General features: G+C 45.2%; 18 protein-coding genes. 10 read left to right on the top strand and 8 right to left on the bottom strand.

The window, feature by feature from the left end; genetic code table 11:
* Positions 1 to 459: 459 nt before the first annotated feature.
* From FRZ06_01225 to FRZ06_01215, 3 genes are all read right to left on the bottom strand, one after another.
* Positions 460 to 2,391, bottom strand: coding sequence for an ABC transporter permease (locus FRZ06_01225; protein QOX62066.1), 1,932 nt, complete (start codon positions 2,389 to 2,391; stop codon positions 460 to 462).
* The gene (locus FRZ06_01220) at positions 2,388 to 3,065 is read right to left on the bottom strand and encodes an ABC transporter ATP-binding protein (protein ID QOX62065.1); all 678 of its coding nucleotides are present in this window, start codon (positions 3,063 to 3,065) and stop codon (positions 2,388 to 2,390) included. Before FRZ06_01220 ends, FRZ06_01225 begins: the two co-directional genes overlap by 4 nt.
* A 97-nt stretch (positions 3,066 to 3,162) precedes the next feature.
* Positions 3,163 to 4,407 (bottom strand): ABC transporter permease, encoded by a 1,245-nt coding sequence (locus tag FRZ06_01215; protein QOX62064.1) that lies wholly within the window; start codon positions 4,405 to 4,407, stop codon positions 3,163 to 3,165.
* Positions 4,408 to 4,625: 218 nt separating this feature from the next.
* Between FRZ06_01215 and FRZ06_01210 the strand changes: the two genes are divergently transcribed.
* From FRZ06_01210 to FRZ06_01200, 3 genes are all read left to right on the top strand, one after another.
* A complete protein-coding gene (locus tag FRZ06_01210) occupies positions 4,626 to 5,147 on the top strand; it encodes a DUF4367 domain-containing protein (GenBank protein ID QOX62063.1) in 522 nt (173 codons plus the stop codon).
* A 281-nt stretch (positions 5,148 to 5,428) separates the two neighbouring features.
* Positions 5,429 to 5,887: a sigma-70 family RNA polymerase sigma factor gene (locus FRZ06_01205; protein QOX65790.1), complete on the top strand. Its 459-nt coding sequence runs from the start codon at positions 5,429 to 5,431 to the stop codon at positions 5,885 to 5,887.
* Positions 5,871 to 6,497 carry a hypothetical protein gene (locus FRZ06_01200; GenBank protein QOX62062.1) on the top strand — a complete coding sequence of 209 codons (627 nt, stop codon included), beginning with the start codon at positions 5,871 to 5,873 and terminating at the stop codon, positions 6,495 to 6,497. The genes FRZ06_01205 and FRZ06_01200 overlap by 17 nt, the downstream gene beginning before the upstream one ends.
* A gap of 140 nt (positions 6,498 to 6,637) precedes the next feature.
* On the opposite strand, the gene speC is transcribed toward FRZ06_01200, so the two are convergent.
* Together speC and FRZ06_01190 are read right to left on the bottom strand one after the other, a co-directional pair.
* Positions 6,638 to 8,797 (bottom strand): ornithine decarboxylase, encoded by a 2,160-nt coding sequence (gene speC / locus FRZ06_01195; GenBank protein QOX62061.1) that lies wholly within the window; start codon positions 8,795 to 8,797, stop codon positions 6,638 to 6,640.
* Positions 8,798 to 9,054: 257 nt separating this feature from the next.
* Positions 9,055 to 9,609 carry a cysteine hydrolase gene (locus FRZ06_01190; protein ID QOX62060.1) on the bottom strand — a complete coding sequence of 185 codons (555 nt, stop codon included), beginning with the start codon at positions 9,607 to 9,609 and terminating at the stop codon, positions 9,055 to 9,057.
* A 288-nt stretch (positions 9,610 to 9,897) separates the two neighbouring features.
* On the opposite strand from FRZ06_01190, the gene FRZ06_01185 reads away from it, so the two are divergent.
* Both FRZ06_01185 and FRZ06_01180 read left to right on the top strand, forming a co-directional pair.
* A complete protein-coding gene (locus tag FRZ06_01185; GenBank protein QOX62059.1) occupies positions 9,898 to 11,442 on the top strand; it encodes a ClC family H(+)/Cl(-) exchange transporter in 1,545 nt (514 codons plus the stop codon).
* Between the two features lie 137 nt (positions 11,443 to 11,579).
* Complete coding sequence (locus tag FRZ06_01180; GenBank protein ID QOX62058.1) at positions 11,580 to 12,917, top strand: FAD-binding oxidoreductase; 1,338 nt, start codon at positions 11,580 to 11,582, stop codon at positions 12,915 to 12,917.
* A 117-nt stretch (positions 12,918 to 13,034) separates the two neighbouring features.
* On the opposite strand, the gene FRZ06_01175 is transcribed toward FRZ06_01180, so the two are convergent.
* Together FRZ06_01175 and FRZ06_01170 are read right to left on the bottom strand one after the other, a co-directional pair.
* On the bottom strand, positions 13,035 to 14,003 hold the full coding sequence (locus FRZ06_01175) for a right-handed parallel beta-helix repeat-containing protein (protein ID QOX62057.1): 969 nt from the start codon (positions 14,001 to 14,003) through the stop codon (positions 13,035 to 13,037).
* Between the two features lie 350 nt (positions 14,004 to 14,353).
* The gene (locus FRZ06_01170) at positions 14,354 to 15,289 is read right to left on the bottom strand and encodes a right-handed parallel beta-helix repeat-containing protein (GenBank protein QOX62056.1); all 936 of its coding nucleotides are present in this window, start codon (positions 15,287 to 15,289) and stop codon (positions 14,354 to 14,356) included.
* A 375-nt stretch (positions 15,290 to 15,664) separates the two neighbouring features.
* Here FRZ06_01170 and FRZ06_01165 point away from each other — a divergent pair, with 375 nt between their 5' ends.
* The 5 genes from FRZ06_01165 (at position 15,665) to FRZ06_01145 (ending at position 20,384) form a co-directional block, all read left to right on the top strand.
* The gene (locus tag FRZ06_01165; protein ID QOX62055.1) at positions 15,665 to 16,777 is read left to right on the top strand and encodes an extracellular solute-binding protein; all 1,113 of its coding nucleotides are present in this window, start codon (positions 15,665 to 15,667) and stop codon (positions 16,775 to 16,777) included.
* 81 nt (positions 16,778 to 16,858) lie between these two features.
* A complete protein-coding gene (locus FRZ06_01160; protein QOX62054.1) occupies positions 16,859 to 17,692 on the top strand; it encodes an alkaline phosphatase family protein in 834 nt (277 codons plus the stop codon).
* Positions 17,693 to 17,771: 79 nt separating this feature from the next.
* Complete coding sequence (locus FRZ06_01155) at positions 17,772 to 18,533, top strand: ABC transporter permease subunit (protein ID QOX65789.1); 762 nt, start codon at positions 17,772 to 17,774, stop codon at positions 18,531 to 18,533.
* 1 nt (position 18,534) lies between these two features.
* Positions 18,535 to 19,332 (top strand): ABC transporter permease subunit, encoded by a 798-nt coding sequence (locus FRZ06_01150; protein ID QOX62053.1) that lies wholly within the window; start codon positions 18,535 to 18,537, stop codon positions 19,330 to 19,332.
* Positions 19,329 to 20,384, top strand: a complete 1,056-nt coding sequence (locus tag FRZ06_01145) for an ABC transporter ATP-binding protein (protein QOX62052.1) — start codon at positions 19,329 to 19,331, stop codon at positions 20,382 to 20,384. Before FRZ06_01150 ends, FRZ06_01145 begins: the two co-directional genes overlap by 4 nt.
* 5 nt (positions 20,385 to 20,389) lie before the next feature.
* Here FRZ06_01145 and FRZ06_01140 read toward each other — a convergent pair whose 3' ends face one another.
* Positions 20,390 to 21,562 carry a GGDEF domain-containing protein gene (locus FRZ06_01140; protein QOX62051.1) on the bottom strand — a complete coding sequence of 391 codons (1,173 nt, stop codon included), beginning with the start codon at positions 21,560 to 21,562 and terminating at the stop codon, positions 20,390 to 20,392.
* Positions 21,563 to 21,591: the final 29 nt, after the last annotated feature.

Raw genomic sequence — 21,591 nt, 5'->3', positions numbered from 1 at the left:
AGGATACAGATACTTCCATTATTCATATATTCCTATCAAATTTCAATCAAACTGCTATTATACTATGCCTTAACTCCCTTCTTTAAAATTTCGTTCTGACTCCAAAGCCCAATGTAACATTTTAAATAAAATGTTACTTAAACGATTAAGACAAGCCTTTGTGCTGTAAAGGTTCTAAGGATCAAATGATATAAAATGGCAATTTATTACTGAACAGATCAGCCCTCTTATTTTTCTGAAAAATAAGAGGCTGAATCAAATTTACGGAATAAGTTGCGTCAATTTATTATATATTATGTCGAATATTGTATAAATTTTCATAAATCATTGAATTCCTGTAACTACAGTGTTATATTATTCATAGTCGGCTCTAATATAACATTTTATTTAATTTGTTGCATTGACCATTATACCCCCCTGCAGTTCCCTGCTATCGTTTCGGGAAAAATAATAAGATTATCAATTTTCCCTCATGCTTAAAAGCTTCAGTGGTTCGCTTTTCAGATTCTGCCAAATCTGCGCAAGGGCAATCCCAAAGGACAAGATCACAAGAAATGCAACCGTGAACAAGCACACAAATGGGCTAACTGCTCCTGCTTCAAAAGGAAGTTCATTCAATTCTCCGGCTGCACTGGCCCAGCTGCTGTATGCGGTGCTGTATATTTGTCCCTGAGCCTGCGCTGAAAAGAGACTCATGGCGCTGCCGGTAAATAGATATCCGATCACGCTGCCGAAAGCACTGCCAAGCAGCACGATAACCAGGATTCCAGCAAGCAGGGATATGGTGCAAGAAAACTTGTTCATACCGAGCGACCGTTCAATAGCGGTACGCTTTTTTTGTTTGCCGATAAAAAGATGACAGAACAGTAGTAAAATCAATACAGCAACCAACATCCCAGCTACAGAAAGGGCAAGTGCAATCTGTTTGATCTTATCCAAACTCTCCTTGATCCTTGTGTAACCCTTATCGTAGAAGTTGATTTTGAGCCCTTTCATTCCTTGTTTTTCCCATGCTTCCCGAAACTGATCAATGGTACCGTTGGGGATTTGGAAGACCGTGTTATACCCCATCATGGGGCCATAATCCAGTATATTGTTTTCATCACTGCTGTGGATTGATGCGGCAGGAACCACTACCCCGTATCCCGCCATATCATAGCCGGATGAGCTAGTAGCTTTATTGATCTCATTATAGATACCAACAACAACATATTGATGGTCATCGAAAACCTGATATGCCTTTCCCTCTGCATTGAGGGGGTGATTCGGGATTCCTATTGGAAGGCTGTCAGGCGGGAAATCACGGCTTGCCGAATCCCTGTAATCCGCAAAGAACAGCGGAAGTGGTATGGTATCTCCCACGCCATATCCATGCATTTGTGAAAACTCCTGGCTGATCAGACAAACGCGTTCACCGCTTTGGTATTCTTGCTTAGAAATGTCTCTTCCTGCTATAACGGTTGCATTGCCATTGAAAAAAGACATGAGAAGCTGCGTGCTGTCTGTTGGAATCACTGGAATGGCATGCTCAAGCTGCTCCATTGCTTTCGCAAGCTCAAGCCACCGCTGCCCTTCCGGCGTATCATAAAACCCATCTGTGACAATATCCCATCTATCCTGCATTGGTAGTTGTTCCGGAATCTTCTCCCCATTAGATCTATACTGAGTGGATAAAACATAATTTGTATCGGAGGAGCGCGGAAAGTACTCTCCGGAAAGCCGATCCACGCCGGTATGTGTTCTCTGCCATTCTGCGTGAGAACGCCTCCATTCCAGCGCCATTACATAAGTTTTTCCAGCATACAAGGTCTGCGGATTGGGGTTATAGTGGTCGCAGAACAATATGGTCTCCCATTCCTGGACCTCCCTCCCCGCAGCTCCATTTCTGCCGTACAGCTCACGGAGGAGTTTAAGCCTTACAGTGTGATCCGGCACGCAATCCTGAAGCGGTGTTACCTCCACAATCGGTAATCGATCCCGGGTCTGTGCAATGACTCTGATGAAAGAATCATCACGATAAATAAAGTCGGGGTGTGTTGCCCCATAATACGGTCTGCGCACCGGTGGATGGATATAGTCTGCACCCTCAAAATTCAGTTTTTCCACAGGAATGATGGTGTGATACTCCGCTTGCGGCGTACTGTTCATGTAGGCTTTTTTCTCTGTATCCCACAGTTTTTGCTCCGTCATCGCATCGGGGGTCTGCTCCACCGTTCCGATTGTTGTGAAAACACTCTCCAGCTTTTTCACAGTTTCTTCACTCAGCAGATAAAGTCCTTCCCCAAGGGTCAATAGGATCGATGACAGGCTGAGCAGCACCAGGAACAGCATGGTTCGCCCAGGGGTACGGGCCATCTGCCGCAAGCTATTGCCGACATGCCTCATTCTCATGCCCTCCCATCCGTTTGAAGTTCTCCGTCCCTCATGCGATAGACCGCATCTGCCTGTTCTGCCACATACGGATTGTGGGTAATGACGATCACCAGATAGCCTTGTTTATGTGCCAATGTCCTGAGCAGCTCTACAACATTTTTTTCGTTAGCGGAATCAAGATTTCCTGTGGGTTCATCAGCCAGAAGAATCTTTCCTCCTGCAGCCAAGGCACGTGCAATTGCAACACGCTGCTGCTCTCCGCCGCTCATCATGATTGGAAATTGTTGATAGGTCTTTTCACCCAGCCCCACTTCACCAATCAACTGCATGGCGATTTCCACCGCCTCCGGTTTCTTTTTTCCAAGCAGTTCCATCGGATATATCACGTTTTCCAAAGCGGTCAGAAGAGGGAACAGATTAAAAGATTGATACACCACGGATGCAATTTCTCTCCGATACTGGTCTCTGTCTAAAGAAGCCATGGACTTTCCTTCCACCAAAATCTCCCCGCTGGTAGGCAAATCCAGCCCAGCCAATAAGGAAAGCAGCGTACTTTTTCCGCTGCCTGACGGTCCTGTGACAGCATACAGCTTTCCTGACTCAAAGACGCAGCTGACGTGCCGGACCGCCTCGATCGATTGATATTTGCTTTGGTAAATATAACTGACATCCCTGACAGACAACATACTCATGTCTCTTTTTCCTTTCATGATCAAATTCCGGCCCCACCATTCTTTCCTGAGTTCATTTGCTAAAGAACAGGTGCGCCAACACTATGAAACGCGAGCCCTAGTCCAACGCAGACAAGACCTCCATAACACTGAATCGGTTCAGCATAACAACAGCGGCAGATGTCCCTGCCATGTACGAGATAAAAAACAGAATAACAACTGCTGCGGCTAAGCCTGCAGTCATTCCGATAAACATAGAAGCAGTGAGAATCCCAAGAAAACTTCCGACAAAATCCAGGATAGCATGCTCCAGAAACAGTGTCACAAAACAGCTTCTCTTGCTTACTCCAAGAGAGCGCATGACAGCAAATTCAGGCTTACGACTATTCAATAAAAGATAAGAAATAACAAAGCCAACAAGTCCGACAACGATGAGCAGAAATGGCATGAAAGCCTTCATTAAGCTAATATTCTCTTTAAGACGGGTTGCTGATTTGATAAAGGTTTCATCATTTACAATCAATGAAATGCCTCTTGGCGAAGGCTTGGCCTGGGAGATTACCGACATAAGCCCCAATTCTTTCATCTCGCCTTTAAAGGCATTCAGTTCCAGCGGCTTTGCAACTAGAAAGCGCGCAGAGTCTGCAAAAAACATGGTTCCCTTTTGGTTACAAAGCTTTTGGAGCCACTTAATTGGGAAAATCACCTGCATGCTCCGCCGTTCGGCGTCAGGCTTTATGATTTCCCTTGAACTGCCAACAATTCTTACTGAATAGGAGCCCAGCCAACGAAAATCTTTTACCGCGTTATCGCTTGGATAAGTAATATTGAACAAGGTCATATCAACGGTGTCACCTGCATTTAGCTCCCATAGAGCCAGATCACGATCTCTCACAATGCATACCGGCTCGTCGCTTTCCATCAGTTCAAGACCATATCCATCGATAAAAGTAATATCCTTGTCGTCCAGATCAGAGTAAGCACTCAAGCGGTTGACCCCCAGGCAGAGTGGAAAGTTCATCCTTCCCTGTTCCATCTCAGGCACCTGGTCCTCCGGAATGTCACCCAAAGCCGCTCCCAGCTCGACAGTATAAAAAAAATCCGCTATGTAATCGCTCTCTTCTATGCCCTGGATCACCGATTCCTTAATCATCATGCCCGTACTAAGTGTTCCGCTCAAATTGCTGATGCGCGCAGGAATGGTTATTGCTTCCGGTAAATTTTCAAGCATCCGGCTATTGGCCTTCAATCCTCCTATGTATAAAAATAAAAAGATAACGATCAGCATACAGGCCAGAATTACCAAAATACTTTTCAATTTATGGCGCTTTGCATTCAGCAATGCGTTACGTATGGCAAACATAATGCCTCCTCTCTATTTCTTTATGATTCTCCTCTAACATTTGTAAATAAGTACATAGATATATTTTCTCACATATCCAGTTTATGCCATATATTTTTTTTGTCAACTTAATAAAAAAGATTTGATTTGCATGCAACATTATCCTGATCTCATTTGTATACAGTACAGAACAACAAAAGGGAATTAAAATAAATCCCAAGATGAAAGGACGATAAATCATGAAAAAAGTAATTACAATTGTTCTATGTGCTGTCATGGCATTCTCTTTTGCAGCCTGCGAAAGCAGTGCCAACGGCCCGGACCGCAAAACCGGTGATAACACGCAAATCCCAAACCCCTTTGTAGATTGCAGTACCATCCAAGAAGCTGAGGATCTTGCTGGATTTACCGCAATTCTTCCCCAAAGGATTCCGGACGGCTATTCTTTGGACAGCATTCAGGCTATCAAAAACGATTTGATACAAATGATCTATGAAAATGGCGAAGGTGAAATAACCTATCGTCAAGCGAAGGGCAGCGATGATATCAGCGGCAGCTACGTCGAATACCCGGAGGAAAACACGATGACCCTTGGCAGCCTCGAGGTTACGGTCAAGGGGAATGAAGGCACCGTTAGCGTAGCCACTTGGGTGAATGGAGCATATACCTTTGCGCTGATGGCTGATTCTGATGGCAATGGACTTGCCAATACTGCAATCAGTGATATGATTAACAGTATGGAAGCGAATGATGTTGAGTAATATTAAGGTATCCACAAAAGAGATGAGGGTAAAATAAATTATCAGTAACCGCCAATACTGCATAGCAGCAGTATCGGCGGTTATGATTCAGAGAGGTGACCTGCATGGTTGATGCATATCAATTCGAGAGAAGGTTTGGGGATTCTATCTCCTTCCTGAAAAACTTTATATATAATCTATTTTTTTCGCTGGTTTCTTCAGAAGGTTTGGGCTGCGGGAAAACGAAACAGATACAGGACACGCTACGTTCTGCCCTGATCAATGATCAGGCCGAAACATTAATGACAGCTTATGGAAATAATGTTCTCCGCCTCGCTTATTCTTATTTGCACAATATGAGTGATGCCGAAGACGTCCTTCAAGATACGCTGATACAGTTTCTGAAAACTCAGCCTCAGTTTGAAACGTCTGAACACGAAAAAGCATGGTTTTTACGCGTTGCCATTAACACCAGCAAAAACAAGCTGAACTATAACAGCATCAGAAAGACCGATGAGCTCAGCGAAACTCTGGCAGCAGGAGAAGCAGAAGATCTGGCGTTTGTATGGGATGCCGTAAAGCAGTTGCCTTCTAAATACAGTGAAGTTGTTCATTTATATTACCACGAAGGTTACTCTACCGCCCAAGTAGCCTCATTGCTGTCGAAAAAGGAAACGACGGTACGCTCTTTATTGCAAAGGGCAAGAAGCAGACTGAAAGAGGTGCTAAAGGAGGTGTATGACTTTGAAAAACAGATATGATAAAATTATGAATAAAATAGAAGTCACCCCGGAGATTCGAAATCGGATTCTGGATAATATCAATGATCTCGATTTTGACCAGGTAAAAGTTGAAGCACCCAGAACGGTTGTCTCTTTCTCCAGATACAGAAAGTACCTTTCCATTGCAGCCTGCTTTATGATCTTATTTTTTGGTTCGGTCATGGTTCACAATCTGATTCAGAATTCTCCTCAGGAGCAGGTGGTTCCGGATATCGTCAACTACGATACTGTGGAGGAACTCTCGAAAGCCGTCGGCTTTGGGGCAAAGGAAGTACAATCGCTTCCTTTTGAAGTTGAAACGATACAATACACAGTCTACTGGAAAGAACTTGCGGAAGTACAGTACACCGGCCAGGAGAATACCGTTCTGCTTCGAATGGCGCAAGGCAGTGAAGACATCAGCGGAAACAGTACCGAGTATTCCAATACAAAGGTCCTTGCGGTCAACGGAAGCAACGTTACTTTGAAGGGTGACGGAGATAAGTATGTACTGGCAATATGGCAGTCCGACGGCTATTCCTATTCCCTGGATTTTACAGAAGGAATTTCCGAGACGGAAATGCTGACTGCCATTCAAAGTATTCGCTAGGCAGCGTTCCGCGCAAGCTGTCGTTGGCCCCACCGTAATCCGGCGTTGCAGGCTATGGGCGCAACGAGCGCGAATGAGAAAGAAAAAAGGGTCTGACTGGGCATAGCTATTATGTCCGGTCAGACCCTTTTCAACAGATGCTAATCTTCCTTTGCCAGTACATACCCGTATGCCTTCACGCTGTTCCCTTCCTTCTCAAGGTAAACACCTTGTATTTCGGGTGCGAAGCCGGGAAACTGATTGATTCCCTCTTCCAGGATCAGAAAGTACTTTTGAGCGGTCTCATTCCAGCGCTCTCCCGGCACAACACAGTAGATGCCCGGCGGATATGGCAGTGCCCCTTCCAGGGCAATCTCTCCCAGAATATCCTGAAGCTTCACGAGCTTCGTGTTATTTTTCAGGAACTCATAGTGAGCAGCCTGTGGTGTCATCACCCGTTCAGGAAAATACGCTGCACGGAACAGCTTTTTCTGATGGGTTTTTACATCATTTTTCCGGTAGAATTGATGCATTTCCAGACAAAGCGTTCTGATGGTGTAACCCTCATAGCGTTTCTGATTCTGCCGATACAGGTCAGGAAGTACTTCGCTGACCGGTGCATCCTCTCGTACCAGCCTTTCAAACTCTTCCAGCTGTGAGATCAGCAGCTCCATCTTCTGAGGGGATTCTGCCGGAGTCATCAGAAACAATATGGAATTCAGATCATTCTTTTCCGGTATGATCCGGTGTTCTCTCAGGTAATTGGCCAAAATGGAGGCCGGTATGCCAAAGTCCTCATATTCTCCGCTTTCTGCGTTGATTCCGGGGGTGGTAAGCATGAGCTTGTTGGGATCGACAAAATACTGATCTTCCCCGTATCCTTCAAAAGAATGCCACTTTGCTCCAGGCTCAAACTTGAAGAATTCGATGGAGGAAGCAATTTCTTCCGTATCCCAGTCTTCCCAATTCCGATTCCTTACTCTGGGAGGAATAAAGGGCTTCAGCATAGTGCAGCGTTTCATGATCTGCTTTCTTGCTTCAATTCCCATTTTGACACACTCCGCCCATAAGTGCCTGCCCGCTTCTCCATCCTGCATTCTGGCATTGACGTCCAAAACCGCAAACAACGGATAAAAGGGGCTGGTACTCGTGTGCAGGCGGAAGGCATTATTGAACCGCTTATGATCGATGTACCGTTTCTGTCCTTTGATATGTTCATCCTTTTTATGAATATAGGAGGATTGTGAGAATCCAGCCTGCTGCTTGTGCACTGATTGGGTCACGATAATGCCCGGGTCCGCTTCGTTCAATTCTAAAAGGAGCGGCGAACAGTCCCGCATCATAGGGATAAACTGCTCATATCCAACCCATGCAGAATCAAATAGTATATAATCGCAAAGATGTCCGATCCTGTCTACAACTTGCCTTGCATTGTAAATTGTGCCATCATAAGTCCCAAGCTGAATTACAGCCAGACGAAAAGGCCGTTTCGCCTCTGACTTTACCGAATCAACAGCAGATGCCAGTTCTCGCAAATATTCCTCTTCAAAACAGTGATCGTCTATTCCGCCGATAAAGCCGTACGGATTGCGCTCTGTTTCCAGATAGACCGCGTTCCCTCCCGACTGAACCAGTGCAGAATTATAAACCGACTTATGATTGTTGCGGTCAAACAGAACCAGATCACCGGGAACCACCAGCGCATTGACGGTAATGGTGTTGGCGGTACTCGTTCCATTCATTACAAAATACGTTTTGTCGGCTTTATATACCCTGGCCGCATTCATTTCAGCCTCAACAGCCGGCCCCTCGTGGATCAAAAGATCACCAAGAGCAACATCCGCATTGCAGATATCTGTTTTGAATACGTTCTCTCCATAAAATTCATAAAGATACCTCCCCGAGGGATGTTTCATAAAATACTGCCCTCCCTGATGTCCGGGACAGTCAAACTGGGTATTATGAATTTCCACGTAATTGCACAGGGTTTTAAAAAAAGGCGGAAGCACCTTGTCCTGGTACTCGCCTGCAAATACCTCAATTTCCTGACTGATTTCTTTCTTGCTCGCTCGGCTGCAGTCGAAGGTACAGCTTATTTTTTCTTCGATTTCGTCATCCAACTCCCTGCTGCTTCTCATCAGAAGAAACAGCGGTATCCCAAATCTCGTTTCGGTTACCGAATCGACCCATTTCAGGTCCATGTCGGTCAGTACCACCGCGGCGACGTCGGTAAAATCGGTCTCATCAACCAGCACAATGCTCCGTCCGGTGGTAAAGTACGCCAATGACGCCATCGTACAAGCGATCTTCAGCGGCTTCATATCATTCCTCCTATCTATTGCACTCACAAAGGGAGTGTGCTTCAGGCTGTTGCTCGAAGCATTTTTATTTTAAGATCTTATAATATCAGTTTCCAAACCTCTCGTAAACATATTTTTTCTGTCCCAGCGCCGTCACGGTAATCCATTTCATGGTAAGAAAGGTCATAAAAAAACAAACCCTTGCCACTCATGCTGCATTAAGTTGCTGCAATATCCGGCAAGGGTTTCTTTCATGACTGATGAACCTTTTGATGTTTTTAGATTGGGTCATTCGTTCGGTTTAAGACCCGAACCTGAAGTCCCGTCAATACATCCAGCGTCTTTTCATGAAGTTCATGATCAAAGCTTGCACACAGCGATCCATCCACTATAATCTGTGTTTCAGGGTAAGCTGCCTGAAAGATGACGGCATTGCTTATAATGCAGATGTTTGTAACAAGCCCGACCAGTTCAATCTCCTCAAAGCACTCATTCTGAAAGAGCTCCTCCTTCATGGCGGTCAGTTCTTGAGGCGACAACCCGAAGCTTCGTTTTTCAAGACCCTTTGCACCAACTTGAGCCAGTGCCTTCTTCGTCTCTCCGAACACCTCCCAGCCCTGGGTTCCCTTGATACAGTGATCCACCGGCAAAGCTCTGCCTTCTCTCATTTCAAGATAGTTTTCCGGGTGGGTGTCCATCGTATATATTACAGGGCCGTCATGGTTGATAACCTTTGCAGCAATTCCTTCATCCAGCTTCTCTGCGCCCGGAAAGCCCAGACTCCCATCTACAAAATCCTTCTGATAATCCACCACTACCAATAATTTGCTCATTCCATACCTCCCCCTGCATCGCGCAGCACTCTGTTTATTTTTATTTCAGTATAATCCATTGTTTTGTTCATTCTAACATAGAATCTTTTTTTTATGCAAGCGGCGCAAGCTCTAGATACTTTGGTTTTAGTTTTTAGCAGAAGATCTTCTGATCATGATGTGATTATCCTAACTTGACGCGATCCATCTCCCCCCTAGCATTTGACTTCCGCTTGCAAACAGGTATATACTATTTGACTGGATATGTGAATCACTAGAAACAAGAGAAAGATTTGATAGGAACTACTTATGAGCAAAACAAAGATACATAAATTATTATCCGGTATGAATGAATTGAAATGGAGCCTAACGGTAAAGGGGCTGCTCTGCGGAGCATTGGCAGGATCATTGTCCGTTATTTATCGTCTGGCTTATGAATATGGTACGGAATCATCATTAAAAATCTACGGGTATTTGAGATCCCATCCCGTAGCGATCTTGCCCTGGCTATGTGTCGCTGCTATAATTGGTCTGCTCGTTGCATGGCTGTTAAAGATGGAGCCTATGGCATCAGGTAGCGGAATTCCTCAGGTGGAAGGCGTTCTGCTTTATGGGATGAAAATGAAGTGGCACACAATTCTGGCGGTCCGATTTTCGGGAGGACTTCTTGCTTCCGTTCTTGGTCTGTCTTTGGGAAGAGAGGGCCCATCCATACAAATCGGAGCGGCAGGAGCTCAGTCACTGGCAAAGCGAATTAGTAGAAATAAGCTGGAGGAAAACTATCTGATTACAGGAGGTGCAGCAGCAGGACTAGCCGCTGCTTTCAACGCACCGATTTCCGGAATGCTGTTTGCTTTAGAAGAGGTTCACCGCAGCTTTTCTCCACTCATCCTAATTGCAGCAACAACATCTGCACTTACAGCAGACGTAATATCAAAATTTGTTTTCGGACTGGAGCCAATTCTGCGCTTTTCCGTAATTGAACAGCTACCTGTGAATCTATATCTTTGGTTGATTCCCGTCGGTATTGTCTCAGGATTATCCGGTGTCATCATTAACAGATCATTATTGTCTTTTCAAAGTCTTTATTTTAAACTGCCCTGGTATTTACGCCCGGCAACAGCGTTTTTCATCGCTTTGCCCTTCGGGCTATTTCTTCCTCAGGTTCTGGGAGGCGGTCAGAATTTGATTAAACTTTCAGAAAATCCGGAAAGCGGAATCCTCCTTGTTCTCATCTGTCTGTTTGGAAAGATACTTTTTACCTCACTGAGCTTTGGAAGCGGTGTACCTGGAGGAATCTTCATGCCCATTCTTTCTATAGGTGCATTAACCGGCAGCTGCCTCGGACTTGGCGCAGTAAAGCTAGGTCTTTCTCCCGAGTATATCCCATTCTTTGCCGTCTGCGCAATGGCTGGGGCTCTGTCGGGTTCTGTAAAGGCACCTCTCACAGGCATCATGCTGGCGGCGGAAATGACCGGCTCTTTCGGATATCTTCTGCCTGTAGCCGCGTGTTCTTTTATTTCTCTGTTGTTTTCCGATATGCTAAAAACCGATCCGTTATATGAATCTCTGTTGGAACGAATTTTTTCCCGTAGCAATTATACTAATCGTGAAATGGAAAAGAGTGCTTTGCTGGAGGTCCCCGTGGAACTTGGAAGTCTGGTTTCTGGGAAACTGATCAGCGAAGTCGAATGGCCCAAAGGCATGTTGATCGTAGGAATTAAACGTGGTGCAAAAGAAATTATCCCTAAAGGCAGTACCAAATTGATTCCCGGAGATTATCTCGTAGTCCTCACTTCAGAGCAATCCGAAGAAAACCAGGGATTAACTGTAAACCAAATGTGCCGCTGTTAGTGGCATTCTTCACCTTCTCCATCAGCCTGTAATATTATGAGTATGAGACCTGTAACATTATGGGTAAGAGAATGGATTCGCCGTTAGAGATCAATACGATTCGTATCTTTGAATCCAAGTAGTAGGAAGGTGTTTTTGTGAATCAGTATTTTTACGGACTGACCGGGGAGATTATCACTCCGGACAATCCTTTCTATCATAGTGCCAGGCAGGAATGGAACCGTGCAATTCAGCGATTTCCCCTGGCAATTGTCTATTGTTACAACAAATTTGATGTTTCCCATGCTGTAATCTGGGCAAGGCAGCGATGTATACCCATAAGAATCCGAAGCGGCGGCCACAATTACGAAGGTTTTTCCACGGGAAACGGCGTTCTGGTAATCGACATCAGCAGAATGAACCGCATCGGGATTCAGAAAGGCTTCCTCTTTCTGGACGGGGGTGTGAAGAATGAACAGCTTTATGATTTTATCGGCCCCCTGGGATATCCCTTTCCGGGAGGCACCTGTCCCACCGTAGGAGTCAGCGGCTATTTCACGGGAGGAGGCTGGGGTTTGTCCTGCCGCTTGTTTGGACTTGGCTGTGACAGCCTTGTAGAGCTGGAGCTCGTCGATTGGGAGGGGAGGATCATTCGAGCAAATGCCCGGGAGAATCCAGATCTTTTCTGGGCTTGTCGCGGTGCAGGCGGAGGAAATTTTGGAATCGTGGTATCCATGGTCTTCCGGCTGCCGGAAAAAGTGGAACGCGTGACGTATTTTGAGTTTTATTACCCTAATACCGAGCTTGAAAAGCAAGCCTCTTTCATAAAGGTATGGCAAAGCTGGCTTCCCGAACTGGATATCCGGATGTCCCTTCAGGCAAATGTTTATTGGCATGCAACCGATGGTTATGCGATCTATGGCAGAGGTTTGTTCTACGGAACAGAGGAAGAAGCAAGAAGACTGCTTCGCCCCATTCTCAGTCTGGGCGGCGCCCAAACTTCTTTCAAAGTCTTGTCCTTCTATGAAGCGATCAAGCTCATCGGCTCCCAATATCCTCCTTCTGAGAAATTCCAGACTGCTGGACGGTTTGTGACGGAACCACTGACGGACCTGGAAATTGAAAAAGCCGCATCCCTAATTCGGGAAATACCCCAGGGTTCTGTATATAACGCTTTAAACCTCTACTCCCTAGGCGGTAAAATCAAAGCGTTAAGTCCCAGGGCTACTGCATTTTTCTATCGAGATGCTGAGTATATCCTTGCAATTCAGACTGTATGGGAAGAAGATCGATATGCAGAGGGAAACCGTCAATGGCTTGCCCGTAGATTCCCTTACGTGGAATCGATCACGCAAGGTTCCTATGTCAACTTCCCCTACCTTCGTACGACCAACTATATGAATGCCTACTACGGCGGAAATGCCAATGCGCTCCGTAGTGTGAAATATCGGTATGACCCGTATAATGTATTTCACTTTCCACAAAGTATCCGCTAGCGGATAAACCAAAAAACTTCAAATAATTTGAAAAGGGCGGTAAAACAGCCGCCCTTTTTACATGCGAGCAGCCTAATCGCCGCTCGCTTGCTTTGAGTGATTGAAACGATTCACGCCTTATTCTTTATCACAGACGATCGGCGGAAAAATCGGTCCGGTTTGATTCTTCAGGAATGTGTTTCCCGTGCCGCTATCCGTAATATCCGCCGGATCATTTCCAACGATCCGATTCTCAAAGATAAAATTATTGTCCGCCGAAATGCTGAGCAGCAGACCGGAGTTGCCATTGTTTTCAATCAGGTTTTCCTGATAAATGCCGTAGTCATTAAGAGAAAGCACACCTGTTCCGCCGTTGCTGACCATGCTGTTGCAGGCTGCGAAAATGTTACTGATATTCACATATAAGCCCCTGCCGCTGATCAACCCTTTATTTTCCAAAAGTGCAGTATACGGGCCGGAAAAAACAAGATATGCGTTTTGCGCTGCCTCAACCGCTTTATTCCCATAGACAAAACAATTGATCCCGAAGATTTCAAAGCAGTTATCTCCGCAGCCTCGTACATCGTTTTCCACAATTACGTTATTTGCATCGGGACTGAGGAAGGTTTCAATACCATCAAATGCACAGTCAGAAATATGATTTTCGAGGATCCGGTTACCGGTGCTTCCGCTGATCATAAGGATGCCATCAGCTCCGACCTCTGAAATTCTGTTTTTCCAGACCAGATTTTCGGCAGAGCTGGTGATTACGATTCCAGTGCCACCCACAACTGTGATGCGGTTGCTTACAATGCGGTTTGCTGAACCTCCAGTCACCACAATTCCATTTTGAAAATAGTTTCTGATTTCTACTCCGTAGATTAAAGTTCCCGTTACCCCATTAAGAATAAAGCCGTTAATCAAAACGAAGAACCCTGAGAAAATGGCTTTCCCACTTTGGGATATGACTCTGATATCATTCTTTTCAATCACAACAGACTGGGTGTAAATGCCGTCGGCAAGGAGCAGTACGTCTCCCGGGGACACGGCAGCTGATGCAATGAGTTCTGTGAGATTGTCGGCAGGCGATACATTGATAATCGCCATAAAACCACGCCTTTCTTATCGTTATATCTGATTCATTCTAAGGAAGCGCTGATTCATTCCATATGCTCCCCTAAATCTCATATATTGAAACCGGATCGCAGCAGAGGCGATCCGGATTGATTTTCTCTTTATTAACGAACTATCCCAGTTCGGCCAATCTCTGTTCGAAATATGCCAGTTCTTTTCTTATCAAATCCAAGGAAATGTTCTGGGTCTTGAGATTTTCAGCTGGGACTTCACCCATTTTCGCCTCTGCTTTGGCAAGAAGTTCCTTCTGTTGTTCGATCATTTTGCTGATTCGTTCCGAATCGTTCATCGTAATACCACCTTTCTATCTCTTCTCAGCTATACTATCCGGTAATATTCTTAAGGTAATTGTTTCCCGTTCCGTTATCGAGGATATCTGCTGGCTCATTGCATACGATCTTGTTAGAATAGATAAAGTTGTAGTCTGCACCCTCTGCGAAAACCAGACCAGAGTCACGATTTCTGGAAATGAAGTTGCCCTGGTAAATTCCAAAATCATCAAGTGCCAGTAGTCCTGTATCGCTGTTATTACTGAAATTGTTGCATGCAGCAAACACATTTGTGATTGTGACCAAAGCGCCTCGGTCGCTGGATACACCCTCGTTCTCAATGCAGATCGTGTTGCTTCCACTTGCGATATAGTAGGCACTGCTGCCTGCTTTTGCAGCTTTATTTCTTAAAAGCAGCGTGTTCACGCCGAACGCTTCAAAACAGTTGTCATCGCAATCACAGACACGGTTTTCGACGATGGCATTATTAGCATCATTACTCAGGAAGGTTTCAATGCCGTCATTACCACATCGGTTTACTTCGTTGCAAATGACCCAGTTGGAAGTGCTTCCTGAGATCATGAGGATTCCATCAAACCCGACATCCCTGATATTGTTCTTCCAGATCAAATTTGCAGCAGAACCTGTTATTCTGATTCCGTTGTTTCCCATATCGTGGATTGTGTTGCTCACAATCCGGTTAGCAGAGCCACCGGTAATCGCAATCCCGTTTTGGACATAGTTTCTGACGGTTACGCCATAGATTTCAACCCCAATTACTCCGGATAGAATAAAACCGTTCAGCAACAGGCTGAATCCTGAAAATACTGCTTTTCCGCTGCGGGATATGATTCTGATAAAGTTCTTATCAATAAAAACTGTTTGGAGATAGAGACCGTCGGCAAGCAGCAGTACATCTCCAGCCGATACGGCATCCGATGCGATTAGCTCGGTTAGATTATCGGAAGGCGACACATTTATAATCGCCATAGGATCACGCCTTTCAATAGATTACTCCTATAGGAGTTTAGAAAAGGCCTGGACTCAAGGTTTTTCGGAGATTGCCGAACATTCTTATACGTTGGTTTTAACTGCTGAGGCAACCGATCACTTGATCAGACACTTCCCCTTAATACAATATTCAGAAGCTGATTTTTGGTTCCTATGCGTTATCTTTGTGAAGTCAATGCGAGGAAGGATTTAACAGAAAGTTAACGAACCGCTAACAAGACTATGCTATCTCCCTCTGAACTTTCTCCATATAATCCAGTTAGAAAGAAATGCTGATTCTTTCCGGCACTCCTCCAGGTGCACATCGAATCAGCGTTTCCGTATAAATTCGTCAGAAACCAAGGAGGATTTATTGTGAAAAGGAAAATCATATCAGCAGTTCTCGCTTTGACTCTGGGAACAACCCTAATGACCGGATGTGCCGGAAGCAGCAGTGCGGGTGAAGGAGATGGAAAGGTCGACCTCAACAGCATTTCCCTGGAAGAGATGATTGAGAAGGCTAAGCAGGAAGGCAAAGTTGAATCAGTAGGAATGCCTGACACATGGGCGAACTGGGGCGACACATGGAAAGAGATCAACGAACTTTATGGACTGACCCATACCGATGTGGATATGTCTTCGGCAGAAGAACTTGCGGTTTTTGAATCAGAAAAGAATAATGCTACAAAAGACATTGGTGATGTCGGTCAAGCCTTTGGCCCAATTGCAGAGGAAAAAGGACTGACCCTTCCTTATAAGACCAGCTACTGGGATGATATTCCGGACTGGGCTAAAGATGATAATGGAGACTGGATCATCGGTTACTATGGAACCATCGCTATCATTACAAATAAAGCTCTGGTTTCGGAAGCACCGAAATCCTTTGCGGATATTCTCAAAGGAGATTATATGGTGGGTGTCGGCGATGTGGTAAAAGCCTCTCAGGCTCAAAATGCAGTTCTCTCAGCCGCCATTGCAAACGGCGGATCAGAGAGCAACATCCAGCCCGGCATCGATTATTTTAAAACGCTGGCGGAGCAAGGCAGACTGGACAAAGGAGAGCTCTCTCTGGCAAGACTCGAAAAAGGGGAAATTGCCGTAGCGCTGCTTTGGGATTACAATGCCCTTGGCTACCGGGATCAATTTAAAGCCAACAACCCCAACTCTAATTTCGAAGTAAACATACCGCAGGACGGTTCCATTCAAAGTGGTTACTGTACCGTCATCAATGCCTATACAACCCGGCCTCATGCTGCAGCTCTCGCAAGAGAATACATATTGAGCGACGAAGGCCAGATCAATCTTGCCATCGGTTATGCAAAGCCTGTCAGAAGTAGTGTAATACTGCCTCCTGAAGTCGCTGCAAAGCTCATCAGCAACGATCAATATAAGAATGCCCGAATGGTTCAAGATGCGGACGTTTGGAAAACCACGGTAGAGTCCCTGGGTACCAAATGGCAGGAGGAAGTCATCGCCTATGCAAAGTAGGCCAATCTTTTTCATACTTTTCAAACACGCGGAACACCTCTGCTTCAGGGGTGTTTCCTCCATAAGAAAGGGTGGCTCAACATGAGTAATAATAAAACCATATTTCTGCTTCTGGACGGCTGTGGATTTGGGGTAGCAGAATGCTGCCTCGGTTATCCGGAACATCTGGTGGAAAGAAAGCAAGGAGCCAAGTATCGTGTCATCGGTGAGCTGCCCAGCAGTTCACGGCCCATCTACGAAACGTTGTTAACAGGGCTTCCTCCCTATCTTCACGGCGTTGTCAGCAACCGGCATCCGTTCCGTTCTGAGACGGAAAGCGTCTTTCACCTTTGCAGTAAGAAAGGGCTAATCACAGCAGCCTCAGCTTATTACTGGATCAGCGAACTGTATATCACTGCTCCCTTTGACCAAGCGTACAATCGTTTCAATTTGGAGTCAGACAGCCCGATCCGCCATGGGATTTTTTACTTCGAGGATAGCTATCCTGATTCCCATGTCTTCAGTGACGCAGAATTTCTCAGAACACGCTATTCTCCGGATTTTCTGATGATCCACCCAATGAACGGAGATGAGACGGGACATAGTTACGGGCATCACTCAAGGGAACACCACCTGGCTGTGGCCAAAATGAATGAAATCCTTGCCTCCTCTATGCCCCACTGGTTGAATGCAGGTTATAACGTCGTCATAACCGCAGACCACGGAATGAATGAACTGGGCCTTCATGGAGGCAATACCCATCTACAGCGAACGGTACCCCTCTATCTGTTTTCGTCCAAAATAAAAGCCGGTGATTTTTCGAGCGTCACTCTTTCCCAGCTTACCGTCGCTCCGCTGCTCTGTTCTCTGCTTGAAATCGAGTCTGCCGAAGGGATGATGGATTTATCGGATTTGGGGGTTGATCTCTTTGCTTAATCTTAGAAGAAAGAAATATCTTGCGGCGCTTCTGCCATTTATTCTTATCATCATCTCCTTTGAACTCCTGCCGCTTCTTATGATTATCGTAAGAAGCTTCACGCTCGCCGATGCATCCGGCTTCACAGTAGAGCACTACATTGCGGTATTTTCAAAAAAACTCTATCAGCAGGCTGTCATCAACAGCCTCATCGTATCAGCAGTATCGGCCGCTGTGGGTTTGATCGTCGCTTTCTTTGGAGCGAAAGCAGCATCCGGTGCAGACGGTAAGACAAAGACGTTCTTCCTGAGTGTGCTAAATATGACTTCAAATTTTGCAGGTTTGCCCTTGGCTTTTTCCTTCATCATTATGTTTGGAAATGTTGGTGTATTTGTCATGCTAGGAAAGCAGATCGGCTTTTCTCCATTGGCAAATATAAATTTATATAACGTCTGGGGCCTGACCCTAACCTATATTTACTTTCAAATACCACTGGCGACACTGCTCATGATCCCTGCATTTGAGGGGATCCGCAAAGAGTGGCAGGAAGCCGTAAGCCTTCTTGGCGGAACACTTTTTCAATTTTGGAGAAACGTAGGCATCCCCGTCCTTCTTCCCGGCATCTTTGGAACCTTCAGCGTACTTTTCGCCAATGCGCTGGCAGCTTATGCCACAGCCTACGCCCTTTTGCAGAATAATTTTTCGCTGCTTCCCATCCGTATTTCCGAGCAATTCGTTGGAGATATCGTGCAGCAGCCAGAATTTGGCTCAGCACTGGCAGTCATCATGATGCTCCTGATGGTAGCCGCTGTGACGATTAATAATAACCTGCTGAAAATTGCACAAGGAGGCAGAAGTTAAAATGAAAAACAGCATATCCAATCGATGGGCGATCGCGCTCATCTCGATTTATCTGATCCTTCCCATCGTCTTCACCTTCTTATACTCCATCTTTGCGGAGTGGAATACTGTACTTCCTAAGGGGCTCACCTTTAAGTACTATATGCAGGTGCTCTCATCACCGATTTTTCTCATGGCACTTATCAGGACCCTCATCATGGCGGTTCTTCCAATTTTCCTATGTGCCATTGTAATTTTACTTGCAATGTATGTGGTCATTGTTTATTTACCAAAGCTGGATCCTATCATTCAGATTCTATGCACCATCCCTTACGCACTGCAGGGAGTCATCATTGCCATCAGTGTCCTCTCTCTCTACGCAGATGCGCCTGATCCGTTTTCAAACAGGCTGCTGATGCTGACCGGAACCTACTGCATCTTGATCCTTCCATACATGTATCAGGGAATCCGAAACAGTCTTCACGCCGTCAATGCACGGGGCCTTCTGGAAGCAGCTCAGATTCTGGGAGCAGGAAGGTTCTACAGCTACTTTACTGTAATTGTACCGAATATCCTCTCCGGAATCACAATCTCCGCGTTGATATCAGCCGCAATCATCTTCGGTGATTTTGTTGTCGTAAATATCATTGGAGGAAACTATTATGTAACCGCTCAGATCTTCTTGTATAAGTCCATGTTCCAATCAGGTCAGCTAACCTCCGCGGTCAGCATTGTGCTATTTACGGTAACTCTGCTCCTGGCTGCCGGCGTATGGATCATGCAAAACAAAATGGAGAAACAAAAGGAGGCCAAAGCATGAGTTATATTATTTTTGATCATATCAGCAAAAACTACGGTTCCAATCAAGTCCTGAAAGGGATTGATCTAAAAATAGAACGAGGGGATTTTGTGACGCTCCTTGGACCATCGGGCTGCGGAAAGAGCACGCTTCTCCGTTGTCTCTCCGGACTGGAAGCTGTCACTGAAGGGCGATTCTATCTTGATGGTGCAGATATCACAGAGATGGAACCCAAGGACAGAAACGTAGGGATGATCTTTCAGCAATACAGCCTATTCCCAAATATGAATGTATTTCAGAACATCTCTTTCGGCTTGAAGCTGAAAAAGCTGCCGAAGCAGCATATCGAAATGAAGGTTCGAAGGGCTATTGAAATGGTGGAATTAAATGGCAAAGAAGATCACTATCCTTCCCAGCTCTCCGGGGGCCAGCAGCAGCGTGTAGCCCTGGCAAGATCCATTGCAGCAGAACCAAAGGTCCTCCTCCTTGATGAACCGCTTAGTGCCATCGATGCGAAGCTCAGACGCTCCCTGCAGTCCAGAATTCGTGAGATTCACGATGAGCTTGGGATAACCTCTATCTTCGTGACCCACGATCAAGACGAAGCCATGATTCTGTCCGATGTAATTCATCTGTTCAATCAAGGTACGATTGAGCAGTCAGACAGACCCGTTGATCTATATACCTCACCAAAATCTGCATATGCAGCAGGCTTTATCGGACAATATAATATTTTATCACGAGAAGATTTTCATGCAATCATCTATAACAAAATTCAGGATACAGCAACCAGGGGCGACTCACGGGAGGAATCATCTGAATCCAGCCACATTGCAATCCGCCCTGAAACCATCGAGCTAAATTCCGAATTGCCGGAGCAAAGTGATGAAGCTTACTATCAATTTGACGCTGTAGTCAGAGATTACACCTTGCACGGTAATGTTCTGAGATACACGATCTCGGTAAGCGGTATAACTTTGAAGGCAGATGTTCTGTTTCGAAGCTTTAAGCTTTTTGAACCGAATAGTACCATCCACGCTTATGTCGCAAAACGAAACTGCCTCAACGTATGAACCTTTCATGCCTGTTTCTTTCCCATTTGTCTCATCCCGCGCTGATATATGCTGATCGCATTCTTGGAGACCTTGGCCTCATAAAGCGCCTGATCTGCACAAATTATCAGTTGGGCCATATCCATCTCTTTCACATATTCTGCAATACCAAAACTTGCTGTTACCGGAAGCTCTCCATAGTCACCTACACGAAGAGCTTCCATATTCTTTTGAATTCTTCTGCAAGTTGCAATAACCTTGTCCATATTATAGTTGGAAAATAATATACTGAATTCATCTCCGCCATACCGGCAAGGCATAGCGTCTCCACAGCATTCGTTTAAAATCGTTCCGAATTCGATCAGGCATTGATCTCCCATAAGGTGACCATAATGGTCATTTAGGGCTTTAAAATGATCCAAGTCGATCATAACGAATATATATGTAGTTTCAGTTTCATCCTCTTCCATATCCTGAAGTGCATTATGTAGAGCTTTTCGATTAAAAATCCCTGTCAGCTCATCCATCTGGAGCTTCAGCCGCAATTGATTCCGATCCATCTCTTTGAGAACGCTGGCTTCATTTTTTGCTCTCTCAAACCTTATCACAACCATACAAGCTGCAGAAAAGGCCAATAGAATTACAATTGATATGATAAAATCTCCGAGATGATTAAAACTATCAAAAATATCTACTTTATCGACATCCCACTTGATGAGCAATTGTGATACAGCCACCGAAACCAGGCACACCCCCGAAGTAATTGATGTCAGTCTGTAATCCGCGTAAACCGTAGTCATGACGATTGGAATAGCAAAGAAAAAGTACAGCGAAGGGAATGCAATATGAACCGTAAAAAGGACAAAGCACATGATCACAAAAACGATAGACACAGTATATATTTTAATCTCCTGTGACAATCGTTTCGACTTCATAACATTGAAGCTGATTAAAATCAGCAGTAGATTTGCAGAAGCAGGTGCTATAAAAAACTTCAAGATAAAAATAGGTATCGTGGTATTCAACAGGTCGGAATTGCAAATCATAAATCCAAGGATCGCTTCCACCGCTAAAGACAGCAGAAACAATGCTGCAGAAGTCTTAAAATGTAGATCAAGCCAGCTTTTATGAATCTGATTATACTCCTTCTGTATTTCAGCATTCTTTGATTTTTCCATAACCCTCCGAAACCGATGCATAGCAAAATAAAATCAATGCCAGACAGCAA

It is taken from the genome of Clostridiales bacterium (assembly GCA_015243575.1).
GTDB classification, from domain to species: Bacteria; Bacillota; Clostridia; order Peptostreptococcales; family Anaerovoracaceae; genus Anoxybacterium; species Anoxybacterium hadale.
Note: the sequence above shows the minus strand (reverse complement) of the source record. Positions and strands in the feature narration are given on the sequence as shown.